The organism is Asticcacaulis sp., from assembly GCF_035497195.1.
Lineage (GTDB): Bacteria > Pseudomonadota > Alphaproteobacteria > Caulobacterales > Caulobacteraceae > Asticcacaulis.
Genome location: NZ_DATJDZ010000019.1, coordinates 80,768 through 98,146 on the forward strand (window position 1 = coordinate 80,768; position 17,379 = coordinate 98,146).

The 17,379-nt window shown below is 61.0% G+C and carries 17 protein-coding genes; 4 read left to right on the forward strand and 13 right to left on the reverse strand.

Annotated elements, in window-relative coordinates; all coding sequences use genetic code 11:
- Positions 1-58 precede the first annotated feature (58 nt).
- The 4 genes from VL130_RS11345 to xseA all read right to left on the reverse strand — a co-directional run bounded on the left by VL130_RS11345 (position 59) and on the right by xseA (position 3,286).
- On the reverse strand, positions 59-553 hold the full coding sequence (locus tag VL130_RS11345) for a response regulator (protein WP_325363015.1): 495 nt from the start codon (positions 551-553) through the stop codon (positions 59-61).
- A gap of 132 nt (positions 554-685) precedes the next feature.
- The gene (locus VL130_RS11350) at positions 686-1,531 is read right to left on the reverse strand and encodes a M23 family metallopeptidase (RefSeq protein ID WP_325363016.1); all 846 of its coding nucleotides are present in this window, start codon (positions 1,529-1,531) and stop codon (positions 686-688) included.
- Positions 1,510-1,725, reverse strand: coding sequence for a DUF2093 domain-containing protein (locus tag VL130_RS11355; protein ID WP_325363017.1), 216 nt, complete (start codon positions 1,723-1,725; stop codon positions 1,510-1,512). Before VL130_RS11355 ends, VL130_RS11350 begins: the two co-directional genes overlap by 22 nt.
- Positions 1,726-1,771: 46 nt before the next feature.
- The gene (xseA, locus tag VL130_RS11360) at positions 1,772-3,286 is read right to left on the reverse strand and encodes an exodeoxyribonuclease VII large subunit (protein ID WP_325363018.1); all 1,515 of its coding nucleotides are present in this window, start codon (positions 3,284-3,286) and stop codon (positions 1,772-1,774) included.
- Positions 3,287-3,420: 134 nt separating this feature from the next.
- On the opposite strand from xseA, the gene VL130_RS11365 reads away from it, so the two are divergent.
- The gene (locus VL130_RS11365) at positions 3,421-5,490 is read left to right on the forward strand and encodes an ATP-binding protein (protein WP_325363019.1); all 2,070 of its coding nucleotides are present in this window, start codon (positions 3,421-3,423) and stop codon (positions 5,488-5,490) included.
- Between the two features lie 45 nt (positions 5,491-5,535).
- Positions 5,536-6,801: a phosphoribosylamine--glycine ligase gene (purD, locus tag VL130_RS11370; RefSeq protein WP_325363020.1), complete on the forward strand. Its 1,266-nt coding sequence runs from the start codon at positions 5,536-5,538 to the stop codon at positions 6,799-6,801.
- On the opposite strand, the gene VL130_RS11375 is transcribed toward purD, so the two are convergent.
- The 6 genes from VL130_RS11375 to VL130_RS11400 form a co-directional block, all read right to left on the reverse strand.
- Positions 6,798-7,109, reverse strand: coding sequence for a hypothetical protein (locus tag VL130_RS11375; protein ID WP_325363021.1), 312 nt, complete (start codon positions 7,107-7,109; stop codon positions 6,798-6,800). The two genes, purD and VL130_RS11375, sit on opposite strands and share 4 nt — an antisense overlap.
- A 103-nt stretch (positions 7,110-7,212) precedes the next feature.
- Positions 7,213-8,394 carry a glycoside hydrolase family 5 protein gene (locus VL130_RS11380; RefSeq protein WP_325363022.1) on the reverse strand — a complete coding sequence of 394 codons (1,182 nt, stop codon included), beginning with the start codon at positions 8,392-8,394 and terminating at the stop codon, positions 7,213-7,215.
- 259 nt (positions 8,395-8,653) lie between these two features.
- The gene (lpxK, locus tag VL130_RS11385; RefSeq protein ID WP_325363023.1) at positions 8,654-9,664 is read right to left on the reverse strand and encodes a tetraacyldisaccharide 4'-kinase; all 1,011 of its coding nucleotides are present in this window, start codon (positions 9,662-9,664) and stop codon (positions 8,654-8,656) included.
- Entirely contained in the window at positions 9,654-10,943 is a 1,290-nt protein-coding gene (locus VL130_RS11390; RefSeq protein ID WP_325363024.1) for a 3-deoxy-D-manno-octulosonic acid transferase, read from the reverse strand. Before VL130_RS11390 ends, lpxK begins: the two co-directional genes overlap by 11 nt.
- Entirely contained in the window at positions 10,940-11,650 is a 711-nt protein-coding gene (locus VL130_RS11395) for a lysophospholipid acyltransferase family protein (protein ID WP_325363025.1), read from the reverse strand. The genes VL130_RS11390 and VL130_RS11395 overlap by 4 nt, the downstream gene beginning before the upstream one ends.
- The gene (locus tag VL130_RS11400) at positions 11,647-13,473 is read right to left on the reverse strand and encodes an ABC transporter ATP-binding protein (RefSeq protein ID WP_325363412.1); all 1,827 of its coding nucleotides are present in this window, start codon (positions 13,471-13,473) and stop codon (positions 11,647-11,649) included. Before VL130_RS11400 ends, VL130_RS11395 begins: the two co-directional genes overlap by 4 nt.
- Before the next feature lie 111 nt (positions 13,474-13,584).
- Here VL130_RS11400 and VL130_RS11405 point away from each other — a divergent pair, with 111 nt between their 5' ends.
- Complete coding sequence (locus VL130_RS11405; protein ID WP_325363026.1) at positions 13,585-14,274, forward strand: fused DSP-PTPase phosphatase/NAD kinase-like protein; 690 nt, start codon at positions 13,585-13,587, stop codon at positions 14,272-14,274.
- Between the two features lie 2 nt (positions 14,275-14,276).
- Positions 14,277-14,666 carry a hypothetical protein gene (locus VL130_RS11410; RefSeq protein WP_325363027.1) on the forward strand — a complete coding sequence of 130 codons (390 nt, stop codon included), beginning with the start codon at positions 14,277-14,279 and terminating at the stop codon, positions 14,664-14,666.
- Positions 14,667-14,783: 117 nt separating this feature from the next.
- On the opposite strand, the gene VL130_RS11415 is transcribed toward VL130_RS11410, so the two are convergent.
- From VL130_RS11415 to VL130_RS11425, 3 genes are read right to left on the reverse strand one after another with little or no spacing between them, the layout of a single operon-like run.
- A complete protein-coding gene (locus VL130_RS11415; protein ID WP_325363028.1) occupies positions 14,784-15,020 on the reverse strand; it encodes a DUF4170 domain-containing protein in 237 nt (78 codons plus the stop codon).
- 25 nt (positions 15,021-15,045) lie between these two features.
- Positions 15,046-15,840, reverse strand: a complete 795-nt coding sequence (locus VL130_RS11420) for a 3'(2'),5'-bisphosphate nucleotidase CysQ (protein WP_325363029.1) — start codon at positions 15,838-15,840, stop codon at positions 15,046-15,048.
- A complete protein-coding gene (locus tag VL130_RS11425; protein ID WP_325363030.1) occupies positions 15,840-17,219 on the reverse strand; it encodes a TldD/PmbA family protein in 1,380 nt (459 codons plus the stop codon). Before VL130_RS11425 ends, VL130_RS11420 begins: the two co-directional genes overlap by 1 nt.
- Positions 17,220-17,379 lie beyond the last annotated feature (160 nt).

Sequence of the window (17,379 nt, forward strand, 5' to 3'; positions counted from 1 at the left end):
GGAATGATTCAACTCACTCGCCTAGTGGGCGTTAATATTTACTAACAGAAGATTAAAGTTAATAGGCGCCGTCGGTATTGCGGCGGAACGGGCCGGAATAGCTCTGGTCGGCCGTGCGGCGGCGATCCGGTCCGAAATAGGTTTTGCAGCGGATAAACGGGCGCGGCCGCATGATGACGGAATCGAGTCGGCCGAGCAGGGCGCGGGCGGTCAGGGGCTTGACGACGAATTCATTGACCCCGGCGTCGCGCGCCTGAATGACGCGAGACCGTTCGGAATGGCCGGTGATCATGACAATCGGCAGGTAGGGGTTTGAGGAATCGGACGAATTACGCAGCATTTTGGTGAATTCAACGCCGTCGATCGGCTGCATGTTGAAATCGACCAGGGCGATATCGGCGGGATATTGGCGCAGCATGTCCAGCCCCTCGGCGCCATCGCGGGCCTCGCGGACATTGCGGATGCCGGAGCCTTTCAGGATGGCGATCACGATGGAGCGCATATGCTGATTGTCTTCGATCAGCAGGATTTTCAGACTACTGTAATCGGCCATGAGTTCGGATGAGGGGATGAAATGGGGACGCGTTTTTAATAGTGTTGTTATAAAAAACGCATAGGCCTGTTACGCCAAATGTTCAAACGTTTTCAATAGAATATTGCGTCTGTGGTAATTGGGTGACGGGGGCTAACCCACCATAAGGCTGGGGTCCATGTGGCGGTCGCCCCATTTCAGCCGCCAGCACAGGTGCGGACCGGTGGCGCGGCCGCGATCGCCCACCAGGCCGATCAGTTGCCCCTGAATGAGGCGGTCGCCTGTTTTCACCAGCACGCGCGACTGGTGCAGGTACATCGAAATCACGCCTTGCCCGTGATCGATAAAGGTCAGGCCGCCTTCATAAAACAGATCGGGTTCGGCCAGCACCACCAGCCCCCCCTGCGGCGCGTAGATCGGGGTGCCGACCGGCGCGGCCATGTCGAAGCCGTAATGCGGGCTTTTGGGGATACCATTCAGGATGCGCTGATTGCCGAAACGGCCTGAAACGACATAGCTTTTTAGCGGGTAGATAAAGCCGCCCTTGAAGGTGTCGTCATTATCTCGGCTGGCGAAGGCGGTGGCTTTCAGGGCGGCGTCACGCTTGATGCGTTCGAGGGTTTCCGGCGCTTGCGGCGCTACAGTTTCGGGCGGCAGGCCATCGACGCGCTGGGTGTCGTAGGTCTGGGGTGCTATGGTCACCGTGGCGGCCTGCGTGCCGGCGGCTGTCCGCAGTTCGATGCGGCAAGACGCCGGTGAATCGCGGTCGAAACCGACATAGAACCAGCCTTCGGGCGAGGCCGTCCCCTGCCGGACGCCATCCACCCATAGCTCGGCATCAGGGGCCGCATGGCCGACGCAATAACCGCTCTGGATGAAGCGGCCTTTAAGCTGGAAGGGATCGGGCGCTTGCGCCAGCGCAGGCAAGGCCAGGCCGCCGAAAAGGGCGGTTCCAAAGGTCAGGACGGATCGGCGGTTTAGCGCTGAAGGCGTTTCCAAGCTTGGGTGGCCTCCTCAGGACCGGCATAGGCTTCCTGGGTGCGCGGGTTCCAGTATTTCAGCGCTTCGAGCGGCACCTGCTTGCCGGAAACGGCGCAGAGCACGAACTTGCCAGGACGCATGACGGTGTAGTCGCCATCGCCATAGTGGACGACGGCCTGGCCGGGCAAGGGGGAGGGCGTGTGCATATTCATGCGCTCAACATAGGCCGGAGATACGGTATGATCAAGAGCGACGACGTTAAAACAGGCTGCCCTGATCCGGCGCGGCGGGTTTGGGTTTTGCCGGGGCCGGTTTGGCGGTGGATGTCTGTGGCGGTGGGGTTCCGCCAACGCCGGCGATGACATCGAGTTTCTGATCGCCCTTGAAGGTGAGAATCAGGGCCGCGCCGCTGTCAATGCCGGCGGGCGATTTGACCAATACGCCATCCGGCCGGTTGACGCGGGCAAAACCCAGGTTGAGCGGCCGGTCGGGATCGAGACTGACGCGTAATTGTTCCAGATTTTTCAGCCGGTCGGTCTTTTGCTTCAGGCTGCGATGGAGGGCGTCGGCCATGCGCTGGCCGAGTTCGTCGAGGCGAGCGTGGCTCTTCGCTGTGGCGACGCTGCGGCTGAGAGCATTCAACGCGCGTGTGGAAAGCTGGGCGAGTTGCTCTGCCTTGAGCTGGTGCGGGCGCTCCAGCAGAACAGGGGAAAAGCGTCCGGAAACGCGGACGAAGCCGTTTTGGTGCAGGTTGAGGTTTTGCAACAGGCCGCCACCGAGCCGGTGCGCCACATAGTCGAGCCGTTGCTGCGCGGCGTTGATCAGGTCGAGCGGCTTGGGCAGGGTGCGGGCCAGCAGGGCCACGCGCTCGCGGCGGGTTTCCAGTTGCCGTGCCATCGTGCCCTGGCGGCGGCGTTCGAGATCGGCGGTAAAGGCGCGCAGTTCACCGAGCACCGGCGTCGCCATTTCGGCCGCGCCGGTGGGGGTGGGGGCGCGGCGATCACTGACATAGTCGATCAGGGTGGTGTCGGTCTCGTGGCCCACGGCCGAGATGATCGGAATAGTGCTGGCGGCGACGGCGCGCGCCAGGTCTTCGCTGTTGAAGGCCCACAGGTCCTCGACCGAGCCGCCGCCACGCGCCACGATGATGACGTCCGGGCGCGGAAGTGCCGGGTCAGTATGGAAGCCGCGCAGGGCGTTGATCACCTGTGGGGCGGCGGCATCGCCCTGCACCACGACCGGCCAGACGATGACCTGACACGGCCAACGGTCGCGGATACGATGAAGAATATCGCGGATGACCGCGCCGGTCGGCGAGGTAATGACGCCGATGGTGCGCGGCGCATAGGGCAGCGGCTTTTTACGCGCCGGATCGAACAGGCCCTCGCCGTGGAGCTTTTTCTTGAGGCGGTCGAGCTGGGCCAGCAAGGCGCCGACCCCAGCCACCTCCATCGCCTCGATGACGATCTGGTATTTCGATGACGCCGGGAAGGTGGTGATCTTGCCGGTGACGATGACCTCAAGCCCATGTTCGGGCTGGGCTTGCAGGCGGCTGACATTGCCCTTCCAGATCACCCCGTCGATGGCGGCCTTGTCGTCCTTGATCGTCAGGTAAACGTGGCCGGAGGCGTGGCGCGTGACCTTGGAGATTTCACCGCGCAGCCGGACGTGATCGTAGGTGGTTTCCAGCGTGCGTTTCAGCGCGCCGGCCAGTTCGGAAACCGAATAGGCGGCAGCGTTTGTTGATTCGGGGGCGAGCAGATCGTTGGCCATGGCGGCACTTTAGCGCAATTTTCACCAGTGACCCAATTTTGCCGCTCTAATGTATTCTTATCCACAAATGTTTAGGCTTTATTCAGAGGACTCAACTTAGGGTGAGTCCTGTAAAAACCGCGGGTCAGAGTTCAATGCGTCCCCAATTGCCAAGGCCGGACAAGAGCAGTCGCCACGCTGCCTTCCATCAGGCTGACGTTTTCGAGGCCGAACCGGAATCGGGCTTCGATCATCTGACCGCGCTGGCGGCGGATATTTTTGACGCGCCCATCGCCATGATCTCGCTGGCGGATGGCGAACGCCACAGTTTTGTCTCTACGCACGGGCTGGCCTTGAAATCGATCCCGGCGGAAGTCTCTTTCTGCGAACATACCCTGCGTTCCGGCGGCCTGATGATCGTGCCGGACGCCCGCGACGATCCGCGCTTTGCCGGTAATCCGTTTGTAATGGACGCCCCAAACGTCCGTTTCTATGCCGGCGCGCCCCTGCATTATGAAGACGCCCTGATCGGCACGTTTTGCATCATCGATGTCAAAGCGCGCGATGACTTTGACGCGGTGCAGGCCGGGCGCCTGCAAAAGCTGGCGGATAGTGTGTCGGATATGCTGACCCTGCGCAAAAGCGGGGTGGCGAAAAAAACCGTCATCCGCAAGCTCCAGGAAACGCAGCGCAAACTCGAATTGATGGAGGAGGTGGCCGGCGTCGGCTACTGGCATATCAACGCCCGCACCGGCGAGTGTTTCTGGTCGCGTGGCGTCTATGCCATTCACGGACTGAGCCGCGGCAGTTTCCAGCCGCAGATCGATACCGCCATCCAGTTGTTTCACCCTGATGACCGTGCTGCGGTCGAGCGCTGCGTGCGCAAAGCCATGACGACAGGCGGTGATTTCACCTTCGAGGAACGCCTGATGCGGGCCGATGGCGAGGAACGGATCGTCTATTCCAAAGGCGGTGTTGAAATCGGTGAGGATGGCAAGCCGGAGTTCATCTTCGGCATATTGCAGGATGTCACCGAGCAGGCGCATCTGGAAGATACCTTGCGCACGGCCAAGGAAAACGCCGAGGCGCATCAACTGGCCAAATCGGATTTCCTCTCCAATATGAGCCACGAAATCCGCACGCCGCTGACGACGATCCTGGGCTATGCCACGCTTCTGAATAGCGTGCAGGAGATGCCGCCCGACGCCCGGCACTATATCGGCCGTATCAACAAGGCGAGCGAGGCCTTGCTCAGCCTGATCACCGATATTCTCGATTTTTCCAAGCTGGAGGCGGGGCAGGTTCACCTCAATCCGCAACCGACCGACCTGCGCGGATTGACTGCGGACATTGTCGATCAGTTCGCCGTTCTGGGCCAGACGCGTAATATCGAAATCCGCTGCGATTATGATCCGCAAACGCCCGACTGGCTGATGCTGGATGAGGTCCGTATTCGTCAGGTATTGTATAATCTGGTCGGCAATGCCTGCAAATTCACGCCGAATGGCACGGTGACCGTGTTGGCGGTGGTCGACCGGACAGGCCGCCTGCGTGTCGAGGTCCGGGATAACGGTCCGGGTATCCCGCTCGATCAGCAGCCGGCCCTGTTCACCCGCTTCAACCAGATCGACAACAGCATCAATCGCAAATATGGTGGTTCAGGCCTTGGCCTGTCGATCTGTTCCGAGATCGTGCGTTTGATGCAGGGCGAGATCGGCGTTGACTCGGTGCCGGGCGAAGGCGCCTGCTTCTGGTTCGAGATGCCGGTGACTATCGCCACCGCGCCGCTGCCCGTTATGGCGAACGACCTGAAGCCGGTTTTCCTGGAAGACCGCAAGGTGCTGATCGTCGATGACCACCCGATCAACCGCGAACTGATCCGCCTGCTGATGACCGATTCCGGTCTCGAAATCCATGAGGCCTGCGATGGCGAGGAAGCACTGGAAATCTGCGAGCGGATCAAGTTCGACCTGATTTTCATGGATATCCAGATGCCGGTGCTCGATGGCATCGCCGCCACGCGCTGCGTGCGCGAACAGGGCGGCATCAACAGCGAAACGGCGATTGTGGCGCTCAGTGCGGCCGCCCAGACCAAGCTTTCCGATGATACGCGCGGTCATGGCTTCAACCATGTGCTGACCAAGCCGATCGATATGCCGCAGTTTTTCAACACGTTGCACGCTTGCCTTGAAGGTACGGTGACGCCGTATAGGTTGGCGGGCTGATAGTTTTTGCTTGACCCGAAAGGCAGGGTGAGGGAAGCGGAAACGATGAACATTCTGCTGATCGGTTCGGGCGGCCGCGAACACGCCCTCGCTTGGAAAATCGCCCAGTCGCCTTTGTGCGATAAACTGGTCATCGCGCCGGGCAATCCGGGCATGGGCAGCTTGGGCGAGTGCCGCGACATCAAGGCGACGGACGTGCCGGGGCTGGTCGGGCTGGCGCGCGAGATCAAGGCCGATCTGGTCGTGGTTGGCCCTGAAAGCGCCCTGGCCGAAGGACTGGCCGATGCCCTAGCTGCCGCCAATATCCCTTGCTTTGGACCAATGAAGAAAGCGGCCCAACTGGAATCGTCAAAGGCCTTCACCAAGGATTTCTGCAAGCGCCACAATATCCCGACATCGGCGTCCGAAACCTTCGATAATGTCGCCGAAGCCCGCGAATTCCTGAAAACCTACAGCCCGCCCTATGTCATCAAGGCCGATGGCCTGGCCGCCGGCAAGGGTGTCGCCATATCGCCCGATTATCAGGACGCCGTGGCCGAGGTCGAGGCCATGCTCGGCGGCCGTTATGGTCCGGCCAGTTCGAACATCGTCATCGAAGAATTCATGACCGGTGAAGAAGCGTCGATCTTTGCCCTGTGTGACGGTGAAACCGCGCTGCTGTTCGGCTGGGCGCAGGATCACAAGCGCGCTTTCGATGGCGACACGGGGCCGAATACCGGCGGCATGGGCACCTATTCGCCGGCGCCGATCGTCACGCCGGAACTCCTGCGCATCACCCAGGCTGAGGTGCTCAACCCGACCATGACGGGCATGAAGGCCGAGGGCAATCCATATAAGGGCGTGCTCTATGCCGGTCTGATGGTCGAGGATGGCAAGCCGCGTCTGGTGGAATATAACGCGCGCTTCGGCGATCCGGAATGTCAGGTGCTGATGCTGCGCCTGAAAAGCGATATCGTGCCGTACCTGCTGGCGGCGGCCAAGGGGGGGCTGAAAAACCTGCCGGCGCCGGAATGGCATGATGAGCCGGCGGTGTGCGTCGTCTATGCCGCCAAGGGTTATCCCGACAGCCCGCTGACCGGCTCGATCATTCGCGGCGCTGAAGAAGATTTCGGCAGGGACGTGATCGTGTTTCATGCCGGCACCCACCGCGCAGAAGACGGTTCTCTGCGCGCCGCCGGTGGCCGTGTGCTGAATATCTGCGCCCGCGGCAAGACCTTGCAGGAGGCTCGCGACAAGGCCTATGCTGCGATCAACCAAATCGACTGGCCGGGTGGATTTTTCCGTCGTGATATAGGCTGGAGAGCCCTTTAGCCTTCGATCATATAGGTAAACGGCTTGCCGCGCGATTCCGGCTCCCAGCCGTCGGCAATGGCCTTGCCGATCTGAATGGCGACATCACGCTTGTCGATCTTCGGCCGCTGGGCGTGGCGGCTCGGCTTGGGGAATGGATATTCCAGCAGGAGAATCTTCTGCGGGTTCTCATCATGCTGCACGGAAATACATAGCCCCTTGGCGCCATCGACCGACGCCCACTGCGGTTCGCGATGAATGTGCCAGCGATAAGCCACGCCATCCACCTTGGCGATATCTTCCATCGATCGTTTTGCTTTGGCAACCACGGGCAGCGTCCTCAAATATAAAGCGCACGTCATAGACAGCGAGGCGAGGCTTGTACAGGTGAAAGCAAAAAGGACGCCCGTGAAGGCGTCCTTTTCGTTTGGTCTATTGAGCGGCCGGGCTGTTCGGCAGCAGGGCCTTCAGCAACGGTTTGACCCACTGGCCTTTCTCCGCATCCCAGACGCCGAAGCCGCCGCCATCCTGATAATACCAGTAGGCGCGGGCGAAACCGCGATCGTCCGCCGCCTTGGAGACGGCGCGGGTCCAGGCCGCACGGTCATCGATCTGGTCGTTGAACTGGCCGTAGGTGCCGTATTCGCCGAGGAACATCGGACGGTTGTTGGCTTTGGACCAGGCTGTCACCTTGTCGAACGTGGTATCGATTGCCGCCTGTTGTTCGGCTGTGCCGGTCCAGCGAACGCCGCGCAGCTTCTCAAAGGCGGCTGTCCAGCTTGCGCCCTGGTGGGTGAATTCCATCGGCGTGTAATAATGGAAGGTCGCAATCAGGTGACGATCGGCGGCCGGCAATTCCAGGGTCGATAACTGATCGGCGCTGTTCCACATGACGGGGCCGACGATGATATTGCGGGTCGGGTTGGTTTCCCGCACGATGCTGATCAGGTCGGGCACCCAGGTATTCCAGATCTTGGCGTCGACCCCCCCGTTCGGCTCGTTCAGCAGCTCAAAAACCACCGAACTGGGCGCGTCCTTGTAGCGTTCCGACAGATCGTACCAAATGTTGGGCAGCAGGACGGCGCAGGCGTCGACGTCCTTGGCGCAGTCCTCGAAATCGTGCTCGTCGAGAATGACGGTCAGCTTGTTCTTGACGGCCAGATCGATGATGTGGTCGAGGCGGTCGAGCCATTTCGGATCGAGATGGCCCTGGGTATCGGCGATATGCTTGAAGGTGAACAGGGGCACACGGATGGTCTTGAAGCCCGCCTCCTTGACGCGTTTGATATCCGCATCGGTGAAGGTTGTCTTGCCGCCGGTCCAGTAAGGATCATAGCCGCCGATGATGTTGATGCCGGCGCCCATGGCGGCGACCTGATCCTGGGCGGATATTTCGGTGTATTTGGGCCAGGTGCCGACGAGGCTGTTGAAACTGCGAATCTGTTCCTGGACGACCTGGGATTCACGGCTGCCGGACACATTATGCTGGGCGTCGGGCCCAACGGCGGTCGAGGTCGGGATCTGCGCGAAGGTGACGGCGGGCAGGGCGGATGCCGCCAGGACGGTGGCGGTCAGCAAAAGGGCTTTGGCCCACGTGTTCTGTGATATGTGCATGGAGGCTATTCCTTGATGTCGGATAAGGGCTTGCAGGCGGGAGTCGAACCGTGGCTACAGGCACAAGAAAGCGCACGCTTCGCACAATGCCGAACGCGGCTGTCAGCCGCATCGCATGGTCGAGCAAGGCCTGTGCCTGCCAGCTTCCTGAACACCGTATCTCCTCCGACCAAATTCTAAGTCTGGCACTTTTAGTTTATTATTTGCGTCATTCTAAGCGCAATTTCGGAGCTATGGCAAGTCTGGCGGTTGAGGCGCGTCAGCCCTGCCGTGACCGGATCAGCTTCAGCAGACCGGCCTCGTCATCGAATTTCGCGGATATCGGCAGGCAGGCAATGCGTTCGCGCCACGGGGCGTCGAGCTTGATCCAGTCTTTTTGCGTGGTGATCAGGCGCGCGCCAAGGTTTCCGGCCCTGGTGGCCAGCCTCTCCAGTTCGACGCCGGAGAGGGCGGCATGGTCGGGAAAGCCGTCGAAGCCGGCGAGATCATAGCCTTCATTGCGCAGAGTCGCTTCGAATTTCCACGGCTTGGCGATGCCGGCGAAACCGTAGACCAGCGCAGGAATGGCCGGCGCAGAAGCTTGCAGGCGGGCGATAAAGACGGGCTTGCTGCCCAGCAGATTGATCAATTCCGGATCAGGCTGAGCCTCGTCGTCCGGCATCCAAAGCACGCAGATATCGGCCCGTTTGAGGCCCTCGGCGAAAGGTTCCCGCATCGGGCCATAGGGGCAGACGCCGCCGTCACCGAAAGGCCAGGCGCCGTTGCGCGTGTCGCCGTCGATGACCAGAATGTGCAGGTCCTTGGCGATTTTCAGGTTCTGGTGGGCGTCATCGACGACAGCGATAGTCGGTTTGGGTTTCTTGCGGCGCTTTTCGATCAGGCGCAGGCCCGCGGCGCGATCACGGGCGATAACGAAGGGATGATCCTGCGCCAGCAACAGGGGTTCGTCACCGACTTCGGCGGCGGTGTGCATCCCCGGATCAACATTGATTGGGCCGATAAGGCTGCCGCCGTGTCCGCGTGACAGGCCGGTGGCTTCAGGTGCGAGCAGGTCGAGCAGCGCGCCGGTGATCGGCGTCTTTCCGGACCCGCCAAGCGTCAGATTGCCGATACTGATAACGAACAGCGAGGAGCGATAAGGACGGGCGTTGGCGGCTTTCAGCGCGTTGACGCCTCGCCAGACCAGCGACAATGGCCACAGCACGGGCCGCCACCACGGCGCGCCGGCGGCGTTCTTTTTATACCACCAGTCGGGGGTCTTAATCGCCATTCGCCACTTTCACGGCTTTTGGCGGCAGAAACGGCTCCAGCGCCGCCCAGACGATATCAAGCGTATCGGCTTCCTTGCGGCTGACCTCCAGCGCCTTGCTGTTGGCGGTCTTGACCACCGCCGGGTGCTGGCGAAGCTGGCTCAGCAGGAAGCCCAGTTCGGTGGTCCCCTTGACGCGGAAGGCGGCGTCTTCGTCCAGCAGATCAGCATAAATACCCGACCAGTTGCTGATGTCGGGGCCGGTGATGACGCATTTGCCGAGACGGGCGGCTTCGAGCGGATTATGGCCGCCGATGTCTTCCAGGAAACTGCCGCCCATGAGGATGATATCGGCGATGGTGAAGAAAAGCCCCAGCTCGCCGAGCGTATCAGCCAGGTAAACGTGGGTCTGATTGGTGATCGGCTCGTTCTTCGAGCGCTGCGCCACTTTCAGGCCGAGCGCTTCAAGATCGAGACGAATGTCTCCGGCGCGAATGGGGTGGCGCGGGGCGACAATCAGCAGGTCGCCGCCCCATAGCGCCGGTTCCAGCGCCTTGGCGATCAGGCTGTCCTCGCTGTAATGGGTGCTGGCGGCAAAATAGACGAACTGTTTGCCGATCAGCTTTTTCAGGTCGGATAGCGCCTTTGGATCGACGGGTAGCGGGGCGCCGATGGTTTTCAGATTGGCGCGCGGGCCGGGCGTGACGCCCATCTGTTTCAGCCGGTTCTCGCTGGCCTTGTCCTGCGCCATGATCAGGCTGTAGCCGGCGAGCAGAGGCCGCATCGCGCCCTTGAAGCGCTGCCAGCCCTTATAGGTTTTCTCGGTAATCCGGGCGCTGAGCAGGATATGTGGCACCTGGCGCGCCGTGAGGGCGCTGAGCTGGATTGGCCAGATGTCGCTCTCGATAAAGACGGCGAGATCAGGCTGCCAATGATCGAGAAAAGCCGTGACCGCCTGCGGTGTATCGATCGGGGCGAACTGATGGATGACGCCCGCCGGCAGACGCCTGGCCAGAATATCGGCCGAGGTGGTGGTGGCGGTGGTGATGAGGATTTTCACATCCGGGCGGTCGACCGCCATGGCGACGATGAGCGGTAGGGTGGACAGGCTTTCGCCGACGCTGACGCCGTGAAACCACACGAGCGGGCCGTCCGGACGTTGCGCCTGCGTCTGACCAAGGCGTTCGCGGTAACGCAGGGCGTCTTCCTTGCCGCGTTTGACACGTCTTTGCAGCAAGCCTGGCGCAATCAGGTGCGCGGCGCCCATCAATCGTTGATAAATGGACAGGGAAAAACTCATTTTAGGCCCAATATCTCATCGGCGCGATCGGTGACGCCGGTCAGCGCCCGCTCGGCTTGCAGACGCAAAATCTCCATTTGCGTCTCGTCGGTATCGGCGGGAATGGCGGGAAGGACGCCCCAGACCATGGCGCCGCGCGTGAAGGGCAGGGGAATGCGCATCCGGTCCCAGGTGTTGAACTCCAGGTAGTTTTTGGTCGACTGGCCGAGCACGACCAGCGGGGCGCCCGACATCTGCGACAGCTTGAGTGAGCCTTCGGTCATGATGCGCGCCGGACCGCGCGGACCATCCGGCGTCATAGCGACGCAACGGCCGCCGGTTTGGTCGCCGCGTATCCAGCGGATCAGTTCGCGGAAGGCCTGGGCGCCGCCCTTCTGCTTGGTCGGATCGGATTTCTTGGCCGAAGAACCGCGGATGGAATGATAGCCGAAGCGGGTATTGATCTTCATGCTGACCTCGCCGCTTTTCGACATGGACGCCAGCACGCATACCGGCTGCCCGCGATCGCGCGGCCAGGAGGCATGGCCGAGATGGAGACGGCCATGCCAGAACATCAGCACGACCGGTCCCTTGCCGTCCCAGATCGCTTCAACCGGCGCCTGACCTTCTATGGTCCAGCGCGTTGTTCGGTAACAGAATTTCAGATAGCCGACGAGCGTGCCGGCGATCAGGTCCTGCATGAATTCGGACTGGAGGATGTCCTTCACTGGGCCACCTCCGCGACGGGTTCACCAAATTGCGTGGCGGCGAGGCTGGCATAGAGGCCGCCAGCGCGGATCAACTGGTCATGCGTGCCGCGTTCCACGATTTCACCGGCATCGAGCACCAGTATCTGATCGGCGTGGCGGATTGTCGAGAGGCGGTGGGCGATGATAAAGGTTGTGCGGCCGGTCATCAGGCGTTCCAGCGCTTCCTGGACCTTGATCTCGGATTGGGTATCGAGCGCCGAAGTGGCTTCATCGAGCAGCAGGAGCGGGGCGTCTTTCAGGAAGGCGCGGGCGATGGCGATGCGTTGTTTCTGACCACCGGAAAGGCGCGAACCGGCCTCTCCGACACGGGTGTCGTAGCCCTGCGGCAGGGCGCGGATAAAGTCATCGGCGGCGGCGTCGGTCGCGGCCTGTTCGATCTGCTCAGCGGTCGCGCAGGCATTGCCGTAGGCGATATTGGCGCGGATGGTGTCATCAAACAGGAAGGGGTCTTGCGTCACCAAAGCGATGCGGCTGCGCAAGGCGGTGATGGCGATATCGCGGTGACTCAGGTCATCGAAACGGATATCACCGGCGGTCAGGTCGAAGAAACGCGGCAGCAAATTAAGCAATGTTGATTTTCCGGAGCCGGACGGCCCGACCAGCGCGATGCTTTCACCGGCCCTGGCGACGAAACTGACATCGCGCAGGACGGGCGCATCGCCATAGGAGAAGCCCGCATGATCGAAGGTGATGGCCTTGAAATTCCGGCTGAGCGGCTTGGCGTCGGCGGTTTCAGTGATTTCCGGTTCGATATCGAGCGCCCTGAAAAGACGGCGCGCGGCGGTCATGCCCTGGGTGAATGTGCCTTGTAGTCCGGCCAGTTGGCGCAGGGCCTGACTGGCGGTGCCGAGCGCGGCGATATAGGCGAAAAGGCCCGCCACGGTCAGGTGTCCGGCCTGGGCGCGCCAGCCGGCGAAAGCCAGTAGTCCGGCCAGCAGGAAGGCGGTCAGGACTTCGGTGGCGGGCGCGGCCATCGAGCGGGCGTTGGCGCCTTTGATCAGGAAGCGCTGCCGGCGATTGATGACCTCGCCGACGCGCATCTCTTCGGCGGCCTCCTGATTGGCGATCTTGACGATTTTCACCCCGTCGAGGCTTTCCATGACGGCGGTGGAGAGGGTCGAGGTTTCCGCCATCGCGCCCTGCGCCGCCTTGCGGGTGGCCTTGAGATATTTGCCCATGACCGCGCCGATGACCGGTCCGGCCAGCAGAACGACAAGGGTCATCGACCAGTCCGTCCAGAACATGAAGGCCAGGTTGCCGATGACCAGCAGAAGGGCCTGAATATACTGCACCAGTCCGGTCGAGGCGGCGTCGCGCACCTGATCCGCATCATAAAGAACCGACGATAAGTATTGGCCGGAATGGGCTTTTTGCAGATGGCCGAGATCAGCGCGAACCAGGCGGGAGAACAGTTGTTCCTGGATACGGCCGACCAGTTGATTGCCGACATGGTTGAGCGTCGTCGTCAGACCGCGCTGGCCGGCGAAACGCAAAAGACCGAAGACGATGATCACGGCCGGCACGGAGATAAGCGGATGCGTCGTGAGCCAGTCCGGCAGGTGCGGGGTGATCCGGTCATTGGCGCTGTTGACGTGGAACAGCAGGTTGATCGCCGGGTCGAGCCAGCCGACCAGGACGGTCGTTGTTAGCGCCACCACGACGGCACAGGCGATCGCGAAGCCGAGCAGGCCCTTTTGCGGGGCCAGATATTGTGACCACACGCGGGCGATGAGCGCGGAGGTGCGCATTTCAGTCGCAGCGGTGGTCGGCGTGTGGGTCATGCGGGTCTGGAAAAGGCTTTGTGAGCGATTATATAGGCTTATGCGTGATTTCTTCAAACCTGTCGCCTGTTTATGTGTTATTTGCGAGGCGAATCCACAGTCGAGGCGTCCTTGAAGCTGCTCCCCAAAAAATCGCACGTTAAGCCGTTTCCGACGGACACCAAATGGGGGCTGTTCACCACCTATCTGCATTACCTGTGGGCGGACCATGCCTATTTGCGAATCGGCTTCACCAACGCCCACTGGATCGGACCGGATATGGTGCGGACCAATCAGCCGTGGCCGTTCCAACTGGCCTGGTGGAAAAAACAGGGCGTGAAGACCGTCATCAACCTGCGGGGGGGCAAGGGGTCGTTCTATTATCTCGAAAAGCACGCCTGCGAAAAGCTGGGGCTCACGCTGGAGGATTTCGGCCTGACCTCGCGCAGCCTGCCGACGGCGGCGGAGTTCCGAGAGGCGAAGGCCTTGTTCGACCGCATCGAATACCCGGCGCTGCTGCACTGCAAGTCGGGCGCCGATCGCGCCGGCATGATGAGCGTGCTCTACCGCCACTTCCATTTGGGGCATTCGATCCGCGATTCGGCGCGCGAACTGGGGCTGCGTACCCTGCATATGAAGGCCGGTCACACCGGCGTGCTCGATTATGTGTTCGAGGTCTATCTGCGCGATATCGAGCCGCAAGGCATCAGCTTCTGGGACTGGACGCAAGGCCCGGACTACGATCCGGATAAGCTGAAATCCACCTTCAAGGCCAGTTGGTGGGGCACCCTGCTGACCGACAAACTATTGAAACGCGAGTAATCATGCCGATCGAAAACGAGAGGAAATATATACTGCCGCTCGATTTCGATGCGTCAGCTCTTCATGGCTGGGAAAAGCATGATATCCTGCAGGCCTATCTCGATGACGGTCCGCGTATCCGCCAGATCAATGCCGACTATATCTTCACCTACAAGAAGTGGATTCCGCAGGTGAGCGAGTTGGTCGAGATCGAACTGGCCATCTCAAAAGACGATTTCGACCTGCTGTGGACGCAGCGCGTGCAATCGCTGGAGAAGACGCGCTACGAGAAACATATTGGCGAGGCCGAATGGGTCGTCGATTTTCTGCGTGATCCAGCGGGCCGGAATTTTGTGGTCATGGCCGAGGTAGAGTTGCCATGGCTATACGCCGGAACCGGATTCCATACCTGACGAGATCGCTTCGCACATACTGTATGCTGTAGAGGCGAGCGATAACCGGTTCACCAACAAGAAACTGTCGGACCCCGGTTACGCCGCGAAAATATACGAAGAGGTCGTGAGCAAGGTTTAGTGAGCGTGATCGTCGGCCGACGGATCGATCAGCTTGTGCGCGTGGATCACGAAGTACCGCATCAAGGCGTTGTCAACGGTTGATTGCGCCTTGGCGCGCCAGGCGGAAACCGCTTCGGCGTTATTGGCATAGGCGCCGACAAACTCGATCTTTTTCAGATCCTTGAAGGTGGCGCCATCAAGGCTCGTCAGTTCGCCGCCGATGACGATATGGAGGAGTTGTTTATCGCTCATTGTTTTTTACTCTTACGCGTTGATATCAAAGGGTTTCCAGGTGGGCGCAGCGCCGGATGATTTCATCGAAAAGCGGGGCGCCCGCACAGATCAGACTGGGTTTCAGGCTGTCTATAGCATTGAATCCATAAGGATTGCCTAAGTGATCCGACACCCTGGCGCCGGCTTCCTGGGCGATCAGGGTGGCGGCGGCCACGTCCCAGTCGCGCTTTGGCGTCAGGGCCACGGTGAAATCGGCCTTGCCGGCGGCGACACACACCATGCGATAGGCGACGGACGGCCGTGAATGGACGCTCATCCGGGGCCAGGGCAGGGGCCAGATATCCCTGCCGAACAGGCGGGCATCACCCAGCACTTCGGAATCTTCCAGTTGCGTGCGCTGGCTGGCCTGGATCGGCGCGCCATTGAGCCAGGCGCCTTCACCAAAGGCGGCCGAATAGATTTCACTCGAATCAGGGGCGTAGACGACGGCGGCGATCGGCTGGTTGGCTTCGATAACCGCCAGGGCGATGGTCCAGTAAGGGCTGCCCTTGGACAGGCCCATCGTGCCGTCGATCGGATCGAGGACGAAGGTGCGTAAAGATGTCAGGCGCTCGGCATTGTCGGCCTCTTCCTCGCTCTGCCAGCCGTAATCGGGACGGGCGGCGAGCAGGGCTTCCTTCAGCCACAGATTGACTTCGGTATCGGCATTGGTGACGATGGAGCCATCGGCCTTGTAGCGGGTGATCAAGCCATTGGCCTTGAGATGCTGTGCGAGCGCGCCGGCGCGACGAACCTTGTCGGTGATCAGTTCAAGGTCGGTCGCGTGGTCGTCGCGCATCATTTGCCCCCGACGCTCAGGGCTTCGATGAGCAGGCTCGGCGTGTCGAACGTGCCCTTGATTTCAAGGTCGCTGGCGGGCACGAGGCGGGCGTACATATCGATCAGATTACCGGCCACGGTGATTTCATTGACCGGATAGGCGATGACGCCGTTCTCGAACCAGAAGCCGGATGCGCCGGCGGACCAGTCGCCGGTGTCGCTATTGACGCTGGGGCCGAACATCGAGGTGACGATGACGCCCTTGCCGACGGTGGCCATCAGGGATTCGACCGATTGGGAACCGGCATTGAGCGTGACATTGTGCGTCGATACGCCCGGCGGATTAGCCAGGCTGCGCGAGGCATGGCCTGTCGAGATCATGCCGAGTTGCTTCGCCGCTGAGCTATTGAGCAGCCAGCCGCCCAATACGCCGTCCTTGATGATGGCGCGTTCGCTCACCGCCACGCCCTCGTCATCGAACAGGCAGGAGCCAAGCCCGCGTACCCGCAGCGGGTTATCGATGATCTGCACGGATGGATCGAATAGCTGCTGGCCGAGTTTATCCTTCAGGAAGCTGGAACCACGCGCGATCATGGTGCCGGAAATGGCGCCGATGAACTGACCGATCAGCGACTTGGCGATGCGCTTGTCGAAGATGACGGTCGCCTTCTGCGTTTCCAGCTTGCGGGCGCCCAAGGCGGCCAGGGCGCGCTCGGCGGCGACCTTTCCGGTCTCGGTCACATCAGGCAGATCGGCGGCAAAACGCACCGAGCGGCCTTCGCCGTCGCGTTCCATATTGCCTTCCGTGTCGGTGGCGATGAAGCGGCCCGACTGGAAAAACAGGCTGGTCTTGTGATTGCCGCGGAAGCCATCAGAGGTCAGCATCGACCACATGTTTTGCACATAGCCGGCGCTGGCGGCGTCGCTTTGAAGCGCGTCATTGCCGAGGCTCAGGCCGGCCGATTCGATATCGAGCGCGCGCTGTTGCAGGCCTTCGGCGCTGAGGTGCGTCTCATCGAACAATTGCAGATCGGTGGCGGCGCCATTGTAAAGCAAAGCAGGATCGGCCAGGCCGGCATAGGCGTCGTCGGGCGCCAGTTCGGCCATGGCCACGGCGCGCTCGACCAGGCGATTCAGCGTGCCTTGCGAAAATTCGGAAACCGAGACCACGGCCTGTTTCTGGCCGACAAAGACGCGCAGGCCCAGGTCGCTGTTCTCGTCGCGCTCGACGGTTTCGACCGCGCCCTTGCGCACCCCGACCGACAGCGAACGGCTTTCGGCGAAGACGGCTTCGCAAGCGTCGGCGCCGGCCTTGCGGGCGGCGGCCAGGATATTTTCGAGGCGCTCGAACTGGGCGTCCGCCGAGGCCGTCTGGGTGTCGTTTCGCGTTTGCAACATGGGAATTCTATAGGCCCGCCGTGGACAGGAAAGCAAGTCTCGTTTGTGACAATTTAAACCTGCCCTTTCCAAATGAAACCGACGTTTTATTGCATTTAGTTACCGCAGGTTAGCGGTTTTTTTAGGTGTCTCTATTATGATTTCTCCGATCAGGCCATGC